The 15,748-nt window shown below is 74.3% G+C and carries 15 protein-coding genes; 4 read left to right on the top strand and 11 right to left on the bottom strand.

The window, feature by feature from the left end; genetic code table 11:
* Positions 1-16 precede the first annotated feature (16 nt).
* The 8 genes from cobA to AOM07_RS10400 all read right to left on the bottom strand — a co-directional run bounded on the left by cobA (position 17) and on the right by AOM07_RS10400 (position 8,000).
* Positions 17-1,234, bottom strand: coding sequence for a uroporphyrinogen-III C-methyltransferase (gene cobA / locus AOM07_RS10435; protein WP_062313551.1), 1,218 nt, complete (start codon positions 1,232-1,234; stop codon positions 17-19).
* Positions 1,235-1,335: 101 nt separating this feature from the next.
* Entirely contained in the window at positions 1,336-2,649 is a 1,314-nt protein-coding gene (gene hemL, locus AOM07_RS10430; RefSeq protein WP_062313549.1) for a glutamate-1-semialdehyde 2,1-aminomutase, read from the bottom strand.
* Entirely contained in the window at positions 2,650-3,624 is a 975-nt protein-coding gene (hemB, locus tag AOM07_RS10425) for a porphobilinogen synthase (protein WP_062313546.1), read from the bottom strand.
* The gene (locus tag AOM07_RS10420) at positions 3,621-4,463 is read right to left on the bottom strand and encodes a uroporphyrinogen-III synthase (protein WP_062313544.1); all 843 of its coding nucleotides are present in this window, start codon (positions 4,461-4,463) and stop codon (positions 3,621-3,623) included. Before AOM07_RS10420 ends, hemB begins: the two co-directional genes overlap by 4 nt.
* Positions 4,460-5,377 (bottom strand): hydroxymethylbilane synthase, encoded by a 918-nt coding sequence (gene hemC / locus AOM07_RS10415; RefSeq protein WP_062313542.1) that lies wholly within the window; start codon positions 5,375-5,377, stop codon positions 4,460-4,462. Before hemC ends, AOM07_RS10420 begins: the two co-directional genes overlap by 4 nt.
* Positions 5,378-5,417: 40 nt before the next feature.
* A complete protein-coding gene (locus tag AOM07_RS10410) occupies positions 5,418-6,632 on the bottom strand; it encodes an MFS transporter (protein ID WP_062313540.1) in 1,215 nt (404 codons plus the stop codon).
* On the bottom strand, positions 6,632-7,303 hold the full coding sequence (locus AOM07_RS10405; RefSeq protein WP_062313538.1) for a metal-dependent transcriptional regulator: 672 nt from the start codon (positions 7,301-7,303) through the stop codon (positions 6,632-6,634). The genes AOM07_RS10410 and AOM07_RS10405 overlap by 1 nt, the downstream gene beginning before the upstream one ends.
* Positions 7,304-7,376: 73 nt before the next feature.
* A complete protein-coding gene (locus tag AOM07_RS10400; RefSeq protein ID WP_062313536.1) occupies positions 7,377-8,000 on the bottom strand; it encodes a copper resistance CopC family protein in 624 nt (207 codons plus the stop codon).
* A 126-nt stretch (positions 8,001-8,126) separates the two neighbouring features.
* On the opposite strand from AOM07_RS10400, the gene AOM07_RS10395 reads away from it, so the two are divergent.
* The 3 genes from AOM07_RS10395 to AOM07_RS10385 are packed head-to-tail and all read left to right on the top strand — an operon-like array spanning position 8,127 to position 11,199.
* Positions 8,127-9,248, top strand: coding sequence for a glycosyltransferase family 4 protein (locus AOM07_RS10395; protein ID WP_062313534.1), 1,122 nt, complete (start codon positions 8,127-8,129; stop codon positions 9,246-9,248).
* Positions 9,245-10,369, top strand: a complete 1,125-nt coding sequence (locus AOM07_RS10390) for a glycosyltransferase (RefSeq protein WP_062313531.1) — start codon at positions 9,245-9,247, stop codon at positions 10,367-10,369. The genes AOM07_RS10395 and AOM07_RS10390 overlap by 4 nt, the downstream gene beginning before the upstream one ends.
* Complete coding sequence (locus AOM07_RS10385; protein ID WP_062313529.1) at positions 10,366-11,199, top strand: GDSL-type esterase/lipase family protein; 834 nt, start codon at positions 10,366-10,368, stop codon at positions 11,197-11,199. The genes AOM07_RS10390 and AOM07_RS10385 overlap by 4 nt, the downstream gene beginning before the upstream one ends.
* Positions 11,200-11,257: 58 nt before the next feature.
* Here AOM07_RS10385 and AOM07_RS10380 read toward each other — a convergent pair whose 3' ends face one another.
* From AOM07_RS10380 to AOM07_RS10370, 3 genes are all read right to left on the bottom strand, one after another.
* Positions 11,258-11,830 (bottom strand): hypothetical protein, encoded by a 573-nt coding sequence (locus AOM07_RS10380; protein ID WP_062313527.1) that lies wholly within the window; start codon positions 11,828-11,830, stop codon positions 11,258-11,260.
* A 187-nt stretch (positions 11,831-12,017) separates the two neighbouring features.
* Complete coding sequence (locus AOM07_RS10375) at positions 12,018-12,599, bottom strand: hypothetical protein (protein WP_062313525.1); 582 nt, start codon at positions 12,597-12,599, stop codon at positions 12,018-12,020.
* Positions 12,600-12,718: 119 nt separating this feature from the next.
* Complete coding sequence (locus AOM07_RS10370; protein WP_062313523.1) at positions 12,719-13,300, bottom strand: TetR family transcriptional regulator; 582 nt, start codon at positions 13,298-13,300, stop codon at positions 12,719-12,721.
* 209 nt (positions 13,301-13,509) lie between these two features.
* On the opposite strand from AOM07_RS10370, the gene AOM07_RS10365 reads away from it, so the two are divergent.
* Complete coding sequence (locus AOM07_RS10365) at positions 13,510-15,747, top strand: exo-beta-d-1,3/1,6-glucosidase (protein ID WP_062313521.1); 2,238 nt, start codon at positions 13,510-13,512, stop codon at positions 15,745-15,747.
* Position 15,748: the final 1 nt, after the last annotated feature.

Raw genomic sequence — 15,748 nt, 5'->3', positions numbered from 1 at the left:
CTCCTCGTCACCCCTGCTAACTGGGCGTCGCGGCAAGCGCGGAGGCCAAGAGGTCCGGCCGTGCGACGTCTCCGACGACGATAACGGCGGGAGGTTTCACCCCTGTTTCTGCGGCGATAACAGTGATGTCAGCGAGGGTGCCGTGCGTCACACGCTCGTCGGCGGTGGTGCCGCTCTCGACGATCGCGACCGGAGTGTCCGGCGAGGCGCCCCCGTCGAGACCCGCGCGCGCGATGTCCGGCAGCGCCGCGACGCCCATGAGGACGACCACGGTCGTGCCGTGCGTCATGGCCGCGACCGCGGTCGGATCCGCTCCGGCGTGGCCGCTCGTGACGAGCACCGCCGTGGAGAGCCCACGCTGCGTCACGGGGATGCCCACGCGGGCCGGGACCGACAGCGCCGAGGTCACGCCGGGCACGACCTCGACGGGCACGCCCGCCTCGAGGCACGCGTGCACCTCCTCGCCGCCGCGGCCGAGCACGAACGGGTCGCCGCCCTTGAGGCGCACGACGGTGCGCCCTTCGAGGGCGTGCGCGACCACGATGCGGTTGATCTCGGCCTGCGGGACCGGGTGGGTGTCCGGCGACTTGCCGACGTTGACCACCTCGACGCCGTAGCCGACGGTGACGAGGAGCTCCGCCGTGCCCAGCCGGTCGGTCACGACGACGTCGGCCTCGGACAGCGCCTGGCGGCCCCTTACCGTGATGAGGCCGGGGTCGCCGGGCCCGGCGCCCACGAGGATGACCCGCCCGGTGCCCTGGCGCCGGCGGCGGAGGTCCACCTCGCCGGCGTCGATGTGCGCGGCGACGGCGTCGCGGACCGCGCGGATGCGCCGCGGGTCGGGGCTGTCGGTCGACACGACGCCCACGACGAGGTCGCCGTGGCGCGAGACCGCCGCCTGCCTCGCGGTCCCCTGGCGCGCATCGGAGCAGTCGATGCAGAAGACGCGACGGTCCGCGGCCCAGGCCGCGATGCGGTCGTTGAGCTCGCGGTCGTCGGTCGCGGCGAGCACGAACCACGCGTCGTCGAGGTCCTCGGGCGCGATGCCGCGCGCGTGCCACACGAGGTCGCCGTGCTGCGCGTGGCGACGCAGGTCGTCGGTCGCCTCGGGCGCGACGACGGCGATGTCCGCGCCCTCCGCGAGGAAGCGGCGGATGCGGCGGGTCGCCGTGGTGCCGCCGCCCGCGACGAGCACGCGCCGGCCCCGGAGGTCGAGCCCGAAGAGAGCCGTCACGCGTCACCTGCCCGGTCGGTCGTCATCGCGCCATTGTGGCGGTCCGACGGGGTCCCGCCAAGTCGCGTACCCCACCCGGTATCTGGGGTGACGGGTCCGGATCAGACGCGCGCGGCGACCTCCGCGTCCGCCCAGTGCGCGACCGTCGCGACGATGTGCTCGACGTCCGTCACGGTGTGCGCCGCGGACACGAACCAGGCCTCGTACGCGCTCGGCGGCAGCGCGACGCCCTCGCGGCGCACCGCGTGGAACAGCCGCGCGAAGGCCGCCGTGTCCTGCCGGGACACCTCGTCGAAGGTGACCGGCGCCTCGTCCAGGCCCAGGAAGATCGAGAACAGCGTGCCCGCCCGTCCGACGGCGTGCGTGACGCCGCGCTCCGTCAGCGCGCCCGAGACGCCGTCCACGAGGGACGATGCGGTGGCGGCGACGCGCGCGTGCACGTCCTCGGTGAGCAGGCGCATCGTCGCGAGGCCGGCCGCCACGGCGACGGGGTTCCCCGACAGCGTGCCCGCCTGGTAGACGGGGCCGAGCGGCGCGAGCTGCTCCATGAGGTCGCGGCGGCCGCCCAGCGCGGCGACCGGCAGGCCGCCGCCGATGACCTTGCCGAAGGTCACCAGATCCGGGGTCCACGGGTCGAGGCCCGCGGCGAGGTCGTGGTCGCGCTCGATGCCCCAGTAGCCCGAGGGCCCGGCGCGGAAGCCGGTGAGCACCTCGTCGAGGATCATCACCGCACCCTCGTTGCGGCACAGCGTCGAGATGAGGCGGTTGAAGCCGGCGGGCGGATGGATGACGCCCATGTTGGCGGGCGCCGCCTCGACGATGACGCCGGCGATCTCGGCGCCGTGCTCGGCGAAGGCGTCGGTGAGCGCGGCCTCGTCGCCGTACGGCAGCACCAGGGTGTCCTGCGCGGCGCCGGGGGTCACGCCCGCGGAGTCGGGGACGCCCGCGGTCGCGAGGCCCGAGCCCGCGGCGACCAGCAGCGCGTCCGAGTGGCCGTGGTAGCAGCCGGCGAACTTCACGATGACCGTCCGGCCGGTCGCGGCGCGCGCGAGGCGGATCGCGGTCATGGTGGCCTCGGTGCCGGTCGACACGAGGCGCACCCGCTCGGCGGGCGCGTAGCGGTCGCGGATCATCTCCGCGAGCTCGACCTCGGCCTCGGTGGTCGCGCCGAAGGACAGGCCGCGCGTGGCGGCGGCCTGCACGGCGGCGACGACCTCGGGTCGCGCGTGGCCCAGGATCGCGGGGCCCCAGGACGCGACGAGGTCGATCATCTCGCGGCCGTCCGCGTCGACGATGCGCGATCCGCTCGCCGAGGCGATCGGCACCGGCTCTCCCCCGACCCCGTTCCACGCGCGCACGGGCGAGTTCACGCCGCCGGGCAGGATCGCGCGGGCGCGCTCCGAGTACGAGGTCATTCAGTTCTCCTTGAGCCAGGCGGCGAGGTCGAGCGCCGCGTAGGTGACGACGATGTCGGCGCCGGCACGGCGCATCGACGTGAGGGCCTCGAGGTGCGAGGCGCGGCGGTCCAGCCAGCCGTTCGCGGCGGCCGCCTCGATCTGGGCGTACTCGCCCGACACGTGATAGGCCGCGACCGGCACGCGCGACTGCGCGGCGACCTCGGCGACGACGTCCAGGTACGGCAGCGCGGGCTTCACCATGACCATGTCAGCGCCCTCGAGCTCGTCGAGCTCGGCCTCGTGGAGGCCCTCGCGGCCGTTGGCCGGGTCGAGCTGGTAGGTGCGGCGGTCGCCCTGGAGCTGGCTGTCGACGGCCTCGCGGAAGGGCCCGTAGAAAGCCGAGGCGTACTTGGCGGCGTACGCGAGCAGCGCCGTGTCGGTGAAGCCCTCGGCCTCGAGGGCCTCGCGCACGACGGCAACCTGGTGGTCCATCATGCCGCTGAGGCCCAGCACGTGGGCGCCGGCGCGGGCCTGGGCGAGAGCCATCGCGGCGTAGATCTCGTTGGTCGCGTCGTTGTCGACCCGGCCCGCGCCGTCGAGCACGCCACAGTGGCCGTGGTCGGTGAACTCGTCGAGGCACAGGTCCGCCATGATCACGAGGCGATCGCCGGCGGCCTCGGCCGCGAGCCCGATCGCGCGGTTGAGGATCCCGTCCGGATCGACCGCGCCCGAGCCCCGCGCGTCGCGCACGGACGGGATCGCGAAGAGCATGAGGCCGCCGATCCCGGCCGCGATGGCGTCCTGGACCAGGCCCGGCACCGCGTCGAGCGGGTGCTGCGAGACACCCGGCAGCGACGTGATGGGGCGCTCCTCCGCGAGGTCCTCGTGGATGAAGACCGGCAGCACCAGCTCGGCGGGGTGCGGACGCACCTCGCGGACGAGGCGGCGCATCGCGGGCGTAGTGCGCAGGCGGCGCGGGCGGTACGAGGTCATGCGTGGTCTCCCTCGGCGGTGGTCGCTGGTGCGGCGGTGGTCCCCGGTGCGTCCGTGCCCGGAGCGGCAGGGGCGTCGAGCGCCGCGTCGAGCGCGGCCCGGATCCCACCGTACGACGGCGTCTGCGCGACGGCGTCCACGCGCAGCCCGGCGGCGCGCGCCCCGGCCTCGGTGGTGCGCCCGATGGCGACGATGCGGGTGCCGGGGGCGACGGTCGGGCACGCGGCGGCGAAGCGCTCGGCGACGGAGCCCGAGGTGAGCAGCACCGCGTCGAGGCCGCCGTCGGCGACGGCGGCGACAGTCGCATCGTCCGGGCCCGGGCCGTCGACCGTGCGGTAGGCCTCGACCGCGTCGACGCTCCAGCCCTTGCGCTCGAGCCCGCGCACGAGCACGGGCGACGCGAGGTTGCCGAGCGGCACGAGGACGCGGCCGGACCCGTCGCCCGGACCGTCAGGGAAGTCCGCGACGATGCCGCGGGCGTCGTGCCGCGCGGTGGGCACGAGGTCGACGGCGACACCGACGTCGGCGCACACGCCCCGCGTGGCCTCCCCGACCGTGGCGACCCGGGACGCGGGCTGCGGCTCGCCGAGGTTGCGGCCGTGCGCGCGTGCGACCCGGTCCATCGCAAGGACCGCGTTGCGGCTCGTCACCGCGAGCCAGGCGTAGGCGCCGTCGAGCCACGCGAGCGTGGCGGCCTCGAGCGCGGAGGAGTCCTCGGGACCGGCGATGGCGATGAACGCGACCGGGGTGACGAGAGCGCCCTCGGCGGCCAGCTCGTCGGCGAAGGCGGTGCGCTCGGCCGTGACCGGCACGAGCAGCCGGCGCCCGGCGAGGCTCACGCGCGGCCCATGAGGCGCTCGGCGCCCCGGCCCAGGAGCGAGAAGCCGCTCGAGCGGCCGATCGCTGCGGCCTCGGCGAGCACGCCGGTGTTGCGCTCGTTGAGCGCGAGGGTGCCGTCGTTGCCGATCACCCGGGTGTGGAGCGTGAGGCGGTCGCCGGTCACCACCGCGTGCGCGGCGACGGGCGCGGCGCACCCGGCGTCGAGGACGCGCAACGCCTCGCGCTCGGCGGTGACGGCGGCGCGGGTGGGCGCATGGTCGAGCGTCGCGAGCAGCGCGCGCAGGTCCTCGGGGGCGTCCTCGCGGATCTCGATCGCGAGCGCGCCCTGGCCAGGCGCGGGCACCATGTCCTCGACGGAGATCGGCTCGGTCGCGTCGGCGCCGCGGCCCAGGCGGTTGAGCCCCGCGGTGGCGAGGACGACGCCGTCGAGCCCGTCGCCGATGCGCGACAGCCGGGTGTCGACGTTGCCGCGCAGCGGCTGCACGTCGAGGTCGGGGCGCATCGCGAGCAGCTGCGCGGCGCGGCGCGGCGAGCCGGTGCCGATGGCCGCGCCCTCGGGCAGCTCCGCCAGCGTGCGGCCGTCGGTGCAGAGCACGTCGCGCGGGTCCTCGCGCTCGGGGATCGCGACCACCTCGAGGCCCGGATAGGGCTGGGTGGGGACGTCCTTGAGCGAGTGGACGATGAAGTCGCACTCCCCCGCGAGCAGCGCCTCGCGCAGCGCGGTGACGAAGACGCCGGTCTGCGACAGGCCCACGAGCGAGCCGCGGTCGATGTCGCCCTTGGTCGTCACCTTGACCAGCTCGACCGCCGCCTCGGAGCCGCCGGTCGAGGCCGCGGCGACCACCGCGTCGGCGAACTGACCCGACTGTGCCGTCGCGAGCGCGGATCCACGGGTGCCGAGGCGAAGATTCATGGCGTCAAGGGTAGTCGCCGCACCGGACAGCCGGGACCGGTCACCGGCGGTAGCCCGGCCCGACGAACACGAGCACCACCGCGACCAGCGCCAGCACGAGCGCGACCCACGCCGGCGCGACGTAGCCGAGGCCCGCGCCGATGACGATCGCGCCGAGCCCCGTGCCGACCACGGTCGCGGCGTTGAGCGCGGAGTGCGAGATCGCGGCGCCGAGCGACGGCGACGTGTGCGTCGCGTCCATGAGGTGGGCCTGCGCGCCCTGCGAGAACGTCTGGATGAACACCCCGAGCAGCACGAGCGCCACGACGACCGGCCAGCCGCTGCTCCCCACGAGGCCGAGCAGCAGCAGCGTCGCCGAGACGCCGATGAGCCCCACGCGCGAGGTGAGCAGCACCGAGCGGTCCGTGAGCTTCCCGCCGACGTAGGCGCCGCCCGTCATGCCCAGGCCGAACAGCGCGAGCACCACCGTGACCGTCCGAGGCGCGAATCCGTTGGTGTCCTCGAGGAGCGGCACCATGTACGACTGCACCGCGCCGAGCCCCGCGAAGCCGACCGTCACCGTGAGGATCGCGGTCCACAGCACGCGCCCGCGCAGCGCCGCGAGCTCGGTGCGGAACCCCGCGCCGTGCGTGCCGGGCACCGACGGGACGAAGGCCCACATGAGCGCGAAGCCGGCAAGCCCCACGGCCGCCACCAGCCAGAACGCGAGTCGCCACCCGGTCTGGACCGAGATCCACTGCATCGCGGGCACGCCGACGACGACGGCGGCCGTGAGCCCATACATGATGGTCGCGATGACCTTGCCGCGCTTCTCGACGCCCAGCGCGAGCACGCCCACGTACGCGGCGGAGCCCAGCAGCGCCCCGTGGGGCAGCCCCGCGAGGAGCCGGGCGAGGAACAGGGTCTCGACCGTGGGCGCGAGCGCGGTGAGCCCCGACGTCACGACGAACACCGCCGACATCGTGAGCAGCAGCCGCCGGCGGTTCCACGACGCGAGCCCCACCATGATGAGCGGGGCGCCGACGACCACGCCGAGCGCGTACGCGACGATCGTCCAGCCGATCATGTCGACCGTGGTGTCCAGGTCGCGCACCTGGTCCTGGATGACGCCGGACGCGCCGCCCTGGGACAGGCTGATCGCGAATCCGGCCACCACGAAGCCCGCGAGGACGAGGGCGGGGTGCGCGGCGTGCGCGGTGCGCGGCAGGAGCCAGCGCGGGGTACCGGCCTCGGAGGCCGGGGGCAGAGCGGTCATCAGGTGCCTTGCGTGACGAGCCACACCGCGGTCGCGGTGGCGGGCGGGACGACGATGTCGGCCGCCTCCGCGGTCTCCACGCGGATCCCGCCGGAGCCGTCGGGGCCCAGCACCCGTATCGAGGCGTCCACGGTCAATCCTAGGGTCGCGAGGTCGCGCAGCACGCCGGGATCGGCGTCGGACAGCCGCGCGACGGTCCATGCGCCGGGATAGGCCTCGGCGAGGTTGGTCCCGTCGACCATGACGATGCGGCCGCTCGCGCTCGGGATCGGGTCGCCGTGGGGGTCCCGGGTGGGGTGGCCGAGCGCGGTGTCGATCGCGTCGATCATCCGGGACGAGCACGCGTGCTCGAGGACCTCGGCCTCGTCGTGCACCTCGTCCCAGCCGTAGCCGAGCTGCGTCACGAGGAACGTCTCGATGAGGCGGTGGCGGCGCACCATCTCGAGCGCGCGCCTCTCCCCCTCCGGCGTGAGCGTGATGGCGCCGTACGGGCGGTGGTCGATCAGGCCGGCGGCCACGAGCTTGCGCACGTTCTCCGACACGGTGGGCGCGGACACACCGAGCCGCTCGGCCAGGCGCTTGGTGGTCACGGGCGCGTCGGACCACTCCGTCGCGCTCCACACGACCTTCACATAGTCCTGCGCGGTGGGCGTCAGCTCCGCCTCGGTCATCGGTTCCTCCCCCGGGCGCCCGCTCGAGCCGCGCCGTGTCTCCAGGGAAACGGTAGCGAGAGGCGCGGGTGCGCTAGCTCGTGGGTCCGCCCGACGGCCCGCCATCGTCGCCGCGGCCCCGCAGGGCGATGGTCAGGGCGAGCGCCCCGGCGGCCACCGCGCCGATGATGACGTACACCGCCGGGTTGGGGCCGACCTCCTCGTAGACCGTGACGTGCGGCGTCGGGTTCGTCGTGGGCAGCGCCACCGCCGACGCGGACGGGGACGCGGAGGCCGATGCGGAGGCGCTCGGCGAGGCGGAGGCGGCCGGCGACGGCTCGCCCGGCGGGGCGTACGTGAAGGTCACGTCGCCCTCGATCGGGTGCCCGTCCCCGGCGACCACGCGGTAGCGCAGGATGTTCTCCCCGGCGCCCAGCGCATCGTCCGGCACCGCCGCCGTGATCGTCTCGGTCACCGGCTCCTGCACCTCGAGCGCGGTGCGGGTGCCGTCCGGCGCCTCGATCGCGAGCTCGTTGCCGATGTCGAGCAGCTGCTCGGTGAACTCGAGCGACACCTCGGCGAGCTCCGTCACGGTCTCCCCCTCGGCGGGCGTCGACGACACGAGCGCGGTGTGCGCCGACGCGGGGGCGCCGACCGCCACGAGCGCGCCGGCGAGGGCCGCGAGGACGGCCAGGATCCGGGGGACGATGCGGGGCATGCGGCCAGTTTCCCACGCGGCACGCGCGCCCCCGTGCGCAGGCTTCACCGGATGGTCACCCGATGGTCACGCGACATCAAGCCCCAGGCAACCACCGGTTCTCCCGCGGCTCCAAGACTGGCAGTCGTGAAGGTCGCGCTGGTCGCAGAGTCGTTCCTGCCGCACACGAACGGCGTCACCCACTCGCTGCTGCGAGTCCTCGACCACCTCGCCGCCCGCGGCGACGAGGCGGTCGTCATCGCCCCCGAGGCTCCGGGCGCACCGGAGTCCGTCGCGGGCGCTCCCATCATCCACGTGCCGGCCGTCGGCTGGCCCGGCTACAAGGACGTGCGCGTCGCGCTGTCGACGGTGCGCGGCGTCGCCCGCATCCTCGACGAGGTCCGGCCCGACGTGGTCCACCTCGCGTCGCCGTTCATGCTCGGCTGGGCGGCCGTCCGCGCCGCCGCCGACCTGGGCCTGCCGACCGTCGCGATCTACCAGACGGACGTGCCGTCGTATGCGGCCTCGTACCGGGCGCCGTGGGGCGAGCCGCTGCTGTGGGCGCGGGTGCGCAACATCCACCGTGCCGCCGATCTCACGCTCGCGCCGTCGACGGCCGCGATGCAGCAGCTCGAGGACCTCGGCGTCGACCGGCTGCGGCTGTGGCCGCGCGGCGTCGACACCGTGCGCTTCAACCCCGCGCATCGGGACGATGCGCTGCGGACCGGGTGGGCGCCGCGCGGCGAGGTGGTGGTCGGGTACGTCGGACGCCTCGCGCCCGAGAAGCGCGTGGGCGATCTCGAGCGGCTCGCCGCGATCCCCGGCGTGCGGCTCGTCGTCATCGGCGAGGGCCCCGAGGGTCCGCGTCTGCGCCGCGTCCTGCCCGACGCGGAGTTCGCCGGCTTCCTCGGCGGCGGAGAGCTGGCCCGCGCGGTCGCGAGCCTCGACGTCATGGTCCACCCGGGCGAGCTCGAGACGTTCGGCCAGTCGATCCAGGAGGCCCTCGCGTCGGGCGTCCCGGTGGTCGCCCCGCGCCGCGGCGGACCCATCGACCTCATCGACCACGGCTCCAACGGCTTCCTCTACGCCCCCGGGCGCCTCGACCACATGGAGTCCGCGGTGGCCGCGCTCGTCGAGAACGCGGACATGCGGCTGCTCCAGGGCGCGCACGCGCGCGTCTCGGTCGAGGGACGCACGTGGCCGCGCGTGTGCGGGGCGCTCACGGCGCACTACGAACGCGCCATCACGGAGAGGGCGGTGACGTCATGAGGATCGCGCAGGTCGCCAACTTCTACGGTCCCCGCTCGGGCGGGCTGCGGACCGCGCTCCACGCGCTCGGACGCGGCTACGTCGACGGCGGCGACGACGTGCTGCTCATCGTCCCCGGCGACGAGGACCGCGAGCACGACGCCCCACACGGCCACGTCCTCACGCTCCACAGCCCGCTCCTCCCGGGCACCGGCGGCTACCGCGCCATCACCCGCCTCGCCGCCGTCACCGACGCCCTCGAGCGCTTCCGGCCCGACGTCCTCGAGGTCTCCGACCGCACCACGCTCGCGAGCCTGGGCCCGTGGGCGCGCGAGCGCGGCATCGTCGCGGCCTTCGTCGCCCACGAGCGCGTCGACGGCGTCCTCGCGTCGGCGCTGCGCGGCGCCGCGCCGGGCACGGTCGAGCGCCTCGCCCGCGCCCACGCCGAGCGGATCGCCGCGCGCTTCGAGACCATCGTCGCCACCACCGCCTACGCGGGCGCCGAGCTGGCCGCGGTGGGCGCGCACGTCGAGACCGTGCCGCTCGGCGTCGACCTCGACCGCTTCCACCCCCGCTTCGCGAGCGCGGCCACGCGTCGCCGGCACGCGCCCGACGACGTGCCGCTGCTCGTGCTCGCCTCGCGCCTGTCGCGCGAGAAGCGCCCCGACCTCGCGATCGACGCGGTGCGGGTGCTCGCCCGGCGCGGGCGTTCCGTGCGCCTGGTCGTGGCGGGCTCGGGTCCCCTCGCGCGGCCGCTGCGCCGCGCCGGGGCGGGGCTGCCGGTCGAGCTCGTCGGCTTCGTGTCCGACCGGGCCGAGTTCGCTTCGCTGCTCGCGAGCGCGGACGCCGTGGTCGCGCCCGGGCCGATCGAGACCTTCGGGCTCGCGGCGCTCGAGGCGCTCGCCTCCGGCACGCCCGCGGTCGTCAACTCCGCGTCCGCGCTGCCCGAGGTCGTCGGCACGGCGGGCATCGCCGCGGAGGGCACGCCCGAGGCCTTCGCGGACGCGATCGAGACGATGCTCGCCCGCGACGGACGCGCGAGACGCGTCGAGGCGCGCGCGAGAGCGGTGATGTTCCCGTGGGCGTCCTCGGTCGCCCGGATGCGGGCGGTCCACGCCCGGTCGCTGGCGGGCGTGCGATGACCGGCCCGCGGGTGGTGGCGCTCGGCGACTCGATCACGCTCGGCGTGGGCGACGGGGTCCAGCACTCGCGCGGCGACGTCGGCTGGGCCGCGCACGCCGCCCGGGCGCTCGGCGCATCGTCCTTCGAGAACCTCGCCGCGAACGGGGTGCGGGCGCGCGACATGCTCGCGCAGCAGGTCGCCGCGGCGAGCGCGATGCACCCCGACATCGTCCTGCTCACCGTCGGCGGGAACGACGTGCTGCGCGGCGACTTCTCGCCCGCGGAGGTCGAGCGGGCCCTCGGCGACGCGATCGACACGCTCGCGCGGCCCGGCCGCACGCTCGTCACGGTGTCGCTCGACCGCATCGGGCTGTTCGACCTGGCCCCCGGCCGCGTCGCGGACGCGATGGCGCGGCGCATCGGCCTGGCCAACGCCGCGATCGCCCGCGCCGTCGCCCGCTCCGACGTCGCGGTCATCGACGGCGCGACGCTGCTCGCCTCGCTCGGGCGGCGCGCGTGGCACATCGACCGCATCCATCCCTCGCCTCAGGGGCACCGGGCGCTCGCCGGCGCCGCGGTCGCGCTGCTCGCACCGGCATGGCCCCAGCGGGAGGTCGTCCCCGAACCGCCCGCTCCACCGAGCCGCATCGCGGTGGCGGCGTGGCTCGCGGTCAACGGCGTGCCCTGGGCGCTCAAGCGCAGCCGCGACCTCATCCCGCAGGTGACGATGGTGGTCGCGCGCGAGCTCCGCGAGGAGCGCCGGCTCGCGCGGGAGGCCACGGCGGGGGCCGCGGGAGCTGCTGTCACCCGCCCCGGCACCGACGGCCGCGCCCGCGCCGCGGACGCCTAAGTGGCGGCACGCGAGAGGGGCGAGGCCCCGCGGCCCCGCCCCTCGTATGCGCGTCGGCTCAGACGAGCCAGCTGTTCTCACCGACGGCGCGTCGCCACCATCGTCCGAGGCCGATGGACTGGTGCTCGAGCTCGACGTACACGATGCCCAGGACGGCCAGGGCGTAGATGATGTGCTCGTCGAGGACGGGGTTGGTCGCCGGCCACATCTGCGTCATGTACATCATGATCAGCATGAGGGCCGCGGCCCACGCGCCGATCTTGGTGCCGATGCCCAGCATGAGCGCCAGCCCCACGCCGAGCAGGCCGAGCATGAACGGCCAGTCGGTCCAGCGCTGACCGCCGAGGTCCACGAAGAAGTCGTGGAACGGGCTGTTCACGTTGCCGCCGTAGACCAGGTAGCCCTCGGTGATCGCGCCGCCGTTGATCCAGGCGCTGTCACACATGCTGTCGATGGTGAAGCTGCCGTCCTCGGCGGTGGTGCGACAGGTCGAGTACCCGAGGCCCAGGAACTTGTCCAGGAAGGCCCAGAGGAAGTAGAAGCCGAGCGCGATGCGCGTCACGCTCAGCATGACCCAGCCGAAGCCGCTGCGCGTCGACTGGCTGGTGGTGGTCGGTTCGGTGGTGCTCATCGTTGCCTCCCGGGGATGCGATGCGGTGCGATGACGGGACCGGTGGGCCCCGCGGACGCCCTCGTCCGCACCTCCACGCTACTCCCGCGCGCGCATCGTCGCTGGAAGCGAACGAAAACGACACGTTCCGGACATACGGAAACGGGGCCCCGCGCGTGCGCGGGGCCCCGTGAGAACTGCCGGGCGGCTAGACCAGCCAGGCGTTCTTCTTGACGATCTCGAGCGACCGCCACCACTTCCCGAGGCCGATCGGCTGACGGGCCAGCTCGACCCACACGATGCCGAAGATCGCGAGGATGTAGACGATGTGGTCGTCCAGGATCGGGTTGGTGCTGGGGAGCATCTGCGTCATGTACATGAAGAGCAGCATGAGGCTGCCCGCCCAGGCGGCGATCTTGGTGCCGATGCCCAGCATGAGCGCGGCGCCCACGCCCAGCAGGCCGAGCATGAACGGCCAGTCCGTCCAGCGGTCGGCGCCGAGGTTCACGAAGAAGTCGTGGAACGGGCTGTTCACGTTGCCGCCGTACACGAGGTAGCCCTCGGTCACGTGGCCGCCGTTGACCCACGCCTTGTCGCACAGCGCGTCGATGGTGAAGGTGCCGTCCTCCGCCACGGTGCGGCACGTCGAGAATCCGAGCCCCAGGAGCTTGTCCAGGAAGGCCCACAGGAACACGAAGCCGAGCGCGATGCGCGTGACGCTCAGCATCGCGAAGCCGAACTTGCTGCCGGTTGCGGTCGCGCTGCCCGCGACCTCTGAGTTGACTGCCATTGCTCTACTCCTTTGTAGCCGGGCCTCGTGAGCCCGTGGCACCGGGGATAGCGCCTACGTCGAACCTAGGAGCGCGGCATCGCCCCTGGCAGGGACCGAGGTCCCGATTCGGTGACGGGTCAAGCGATCTGCGCCGCGACGTGCGCGGCGAGGGCGTCCGCCATGTCGATCGAGGGGTCGAGCAGCCACTGGACCTGGAGCCCGTCCATGAGCGCCACGAGCTGGCGCGCGGCCGTCTCCGGCACGATCCCGGGACGCAGCTCCCCGGCGCGCGCGAGCTCCGTGTAGGCGCGCTCGACCGAGCCGCGGAGGCGCGCGTAGCGCTCGACGAAGTACGCGTGGGCGGGATGGCCGGCCTCCGTCGCCTCGGCGGAGAGGGTCGCGTAGAGCTCGACGACGCCCCGGCGGTCGGCGTTGCGCCGCGCGGTGCCGACGAGCTCGTCGAGCAGCGCGCGCCCGCGCAGCTCGTCGAAGCCGGCCGCCCGCCCCTCGGCGTCGTCGCGGCGGTCGAGGACCGCCATGAGCAGGTCGGCCTTCGTGGGGAAGTGGTAGAGCAGCGCCGGATGCGTGAGGCCGCACCGCGTGGCGATGTCGCGCACCGACGTGCCGCGGTAGCCGGACTCCGCGAAGGCCGCGAGCGCGGTGTCGAGGATGAGCGCGCGTGTGCCGGCGCCGCGCTCCGACAGCCCACGATCGGCCACTGCCCCCTCCCTTCGCTCGACGACCCGGGGTCCGGGCGTCCCGACATCCGCAGCGCCGGCGTTCCGGCGCATCGGCGCATCGGCGCATCGGCTCGCCGACGTTCCCACGCCCGGCCCGTCGACCCGGCTTGCAACGTTTCGACTCTCTTTTTACCATGTGGTAGAAACGCTCGCCAGAGCCCGCCCGTCGCCGTGTGGAAGGACCCGACGTGACCGACCTCTACCTGGACCCCGCGCAGCCCACCGAGGCCCGCGTCGCCGACCTCCTCGCGCGCATGACGCTGCCCGAGAAGGTTGGGCAGATGATGCAGATGCACACCTACGACGGCGTCCCTCACCTCATCGAGGAGCTCCACGTCGGCTCGATCCTGCACGCCTCCCCCGAGCGCCTCGCCGAGGCGCACGCGCTGGTCGAGCAGACGCGCCTGCGCATCCCGCTGCTCATCGGCGAGGACTGCATCCACGGTCACTCGTTCTTCGAGGGCGCGGAGATCTACCCGACCCAGCTGGGCATGGCGGCCACGTTCAACCCCGACCTGCTCGAGCGCGTCGCGCGCGCCACCGCGGTCGAGGTCGCCGCGACCGGCATCCACTGGACCTTCTCCCCCGTCCTGTGCATTGCGCGCGATCTGCGCTGGGGCCGCGTGTCCGAGACCTTCGGCGAGGACCCGTACCTGCTCGGCGAGCTGGGCACCGCGATGGTGCGCGGCTACCAGGGCGACGGGCTGGGCGACCGCACGGCCATCCTCGCGACCGCCAAGCACTTCGCGGGCTACTCCGAGACCCAGGGCGGCCGCGACGCCTCCGAGGCCGACATCTCGCGCCGCAAGCTGCGCTCCTGGTACCTGCCGCCGTTCGAGCGGATGGCGCGCGCCGGCTGCGGCACCTTCATGCTCGGCTACCAGTCCACCGACGGCATCCCCATCACCATCAACGAGTGGCTGCTCAACGACGTCCTCCGCGGCGAGTGGGGCTATACGGGCACGCTCATCACCGACTGGGACAACGTGGGCAACCTCGTGCGCGAGCAGCGCCTGTTCCCCGACTACGCGCAGGCCTCCGCGGCGGCGGTCAACGCCGGCAACGACATGATCATGACCACGCCCGCCTTCTTCGAGGGCGCGCAGGCGGCCGTCGCGCAGGGCCTCCTCGAGGAGTCCCGCATCGACGAGGCCGTCACCCGCATCCTCACGCTCAAGTTCGACCTCGGCCTGTTCGAGGACCCGCGCCTGCCCGACGTCGCGCTGCAGCGCGAGGTGATCGCCCAGCCCGCGCATCGTGCCCTCAACCTCGAGGTCGCCCGCCGGTCGCTGGTCCTGCTCGAGAACGACGGCACCCTGCCGCTGGCCGCCGACCGCCCGCTGCGCCTCGCGGTGGTGGGACCCAACGCGGACGATGCGCACACCCAGCTGGGCGACTGGGCCGGCGCCTCCGGCCAGGCCGACTGGCTCATGGAGGGCCACCCGCGTGAGATGACGACGACCGTGCTCGACGGCCTGCGCGCGCTCGCGCCCGCGGGCTCCGAGGTGGTGCACGCGCGCGGCGCCGAGATCATCACGACCGGCCCCGACCCCAAGGGCGCGTACTTCCCCGACGGCCAGCCGCGTCCCCACATCGCGTTCCCGGTCGAGCCCGACACGGCCATGATCGAGGAGGCCGTCGAGGCCGCGCGCGGCGCCGATGCGGTGGTCGCGGTGCTCGGCGACCGCATCGAGCTCGTGGGCGAGGGCAAGTCGACCGCGACGCTCGAGCTGCTCGGCGGGCAGGTCGCGCTGCTCGACGCGCTCGTCGGGACCGGCACCCCCGTGGTCCTCGTGGTGCTCGCCTCCAAGCCGCACGTGCTGCCGCCGTCGGCGGATCGCGCCGCGGCCGTCGTGTGGGCCGCGAACCCCGGCATGGCGGGCGGCCGCGCGCTGGCGGAGCTGCTGCTCGGCGCGATCGAGCCGAGCGGCCGCCTGCCGATCTCGTGGCCGCGCCACGTGGGCCAGCAGCCGACCTTCTACAACCAGATCGACGCGCAGCACGGCTACCGCTACGCGGACCTCACGCAGGAGCCGCACTGGGTCTTCGGCGACGGCCTGTCGTACTCGAGCGTCGACTACGCGGACCTGCGCCTCGCCTCGGCGTCGCTCGGGCTCGACGACGCCATCGAGGCGACCGTCACCGTGACGAACACCGGCGCGCGCCCCGTGCTCGAGACCGTCCAGGCGTACGTCCGCGACGTCAACACGTCCGCGACGTGGGCCGATCGCGAGCTCAAGGCCGTCACGCAGGTGGAGGTCGCGCCCGGCGCCGCCGTCGACGCGACCGTGCGCATCCCGGTGACCGAGTGCTCGATCGTGAACGCGCGCGGCGAGCGCGTGGTCGAACCCGGCGCGTTCCAGGTCCTCGTGGGCCCGAGCTCGCGCCTCGCCGACCTCCTGGTCGCCGACCTCTCGGTAGCGTGAG

The sequence above is a fragment of the Demequina rhizosphaerae genome (genome assembly GCF_000971255.1).
In the GTDB taxonomy this organism is placed as follows: domain Bacteria; phylum Actinomycetota; class Actinomycetes; order Actinomycetales; family Demequinaceae; genus Demequina; species Demequina rhizosphaerae.
This window is presented reverse-complemented; position numbering and strand designations above follow the sequence as displayed.

Coding starts and splice junctions, on each gene's coding strand:
- hemL (WP_062313549.1), bottom strand. CDS start 2,649: ATGACCTCGTACTCGGAGCGCGCCCGCGCGATCCTGCCCGGCGGCGTG.
- hemB (WP_062313546.1), bottom strand. CDS start 3,624: ATGACCTCGTACCGCCCGCGCCGCCTGCGCACTACGCCCGCGATGCGC.
- hemC (WP_062313542.1), bottom strand. CDS start 5,377: ATGAATCTTCGCCTCGGCACCCGTGGATCCGCGCTCGCGACGGCACAG.
- AOM07_RS10410 (WP_062313540.1), bottom strand. CDS start 6,632: ATGACCGCTCTGCCCCCGGCCTCCGAGGCCGGTACCCCGCGCTGGCTC.
- AOM07_RS10405 (WP_062313538.1), bottom strand. CDS start 7,303: ATGACCGAGGCGGAGCTGACGCCCACCGCGCAGGACTATGTGAAGGTC.
- AOM07_RS10400 (WP_062313536.1), bottom strand. CDS start 8,000: ATGCCCCGCATCGTCCCCCGGATCCTGGCCGTCCTCGCGGCCCTCGCC.
- AOM07_RS10390 (WP_062313531.1), top strand. CDS start 9,245: ATGAGGATCGCGCAGGTCGCCAACTTCTACGGTCCCCGCTCGGGCGGG.
- AOM07_RS10385 (WP_062313529.1), top strand. CDS start 10,366: ATGACCGGCCCGCGGGTGGTGGCGCTCGGCGACTCGATCACGCTCGGC.
- AOM07_RS10380 (WP_062313527.1), bottom strand. CDS start 11,830: ATGAGCACCACCGAACCGACCACCACCAGCCAGTCGACGCGCAGCGGC.
- AOM07_RS10375 (WP_062313525.1), bottom strand. CDS start 12,599: ATGGCAGTCAACTCAGAGGTCGCGGGCAGCGCGACCGCAACCGGCAGC.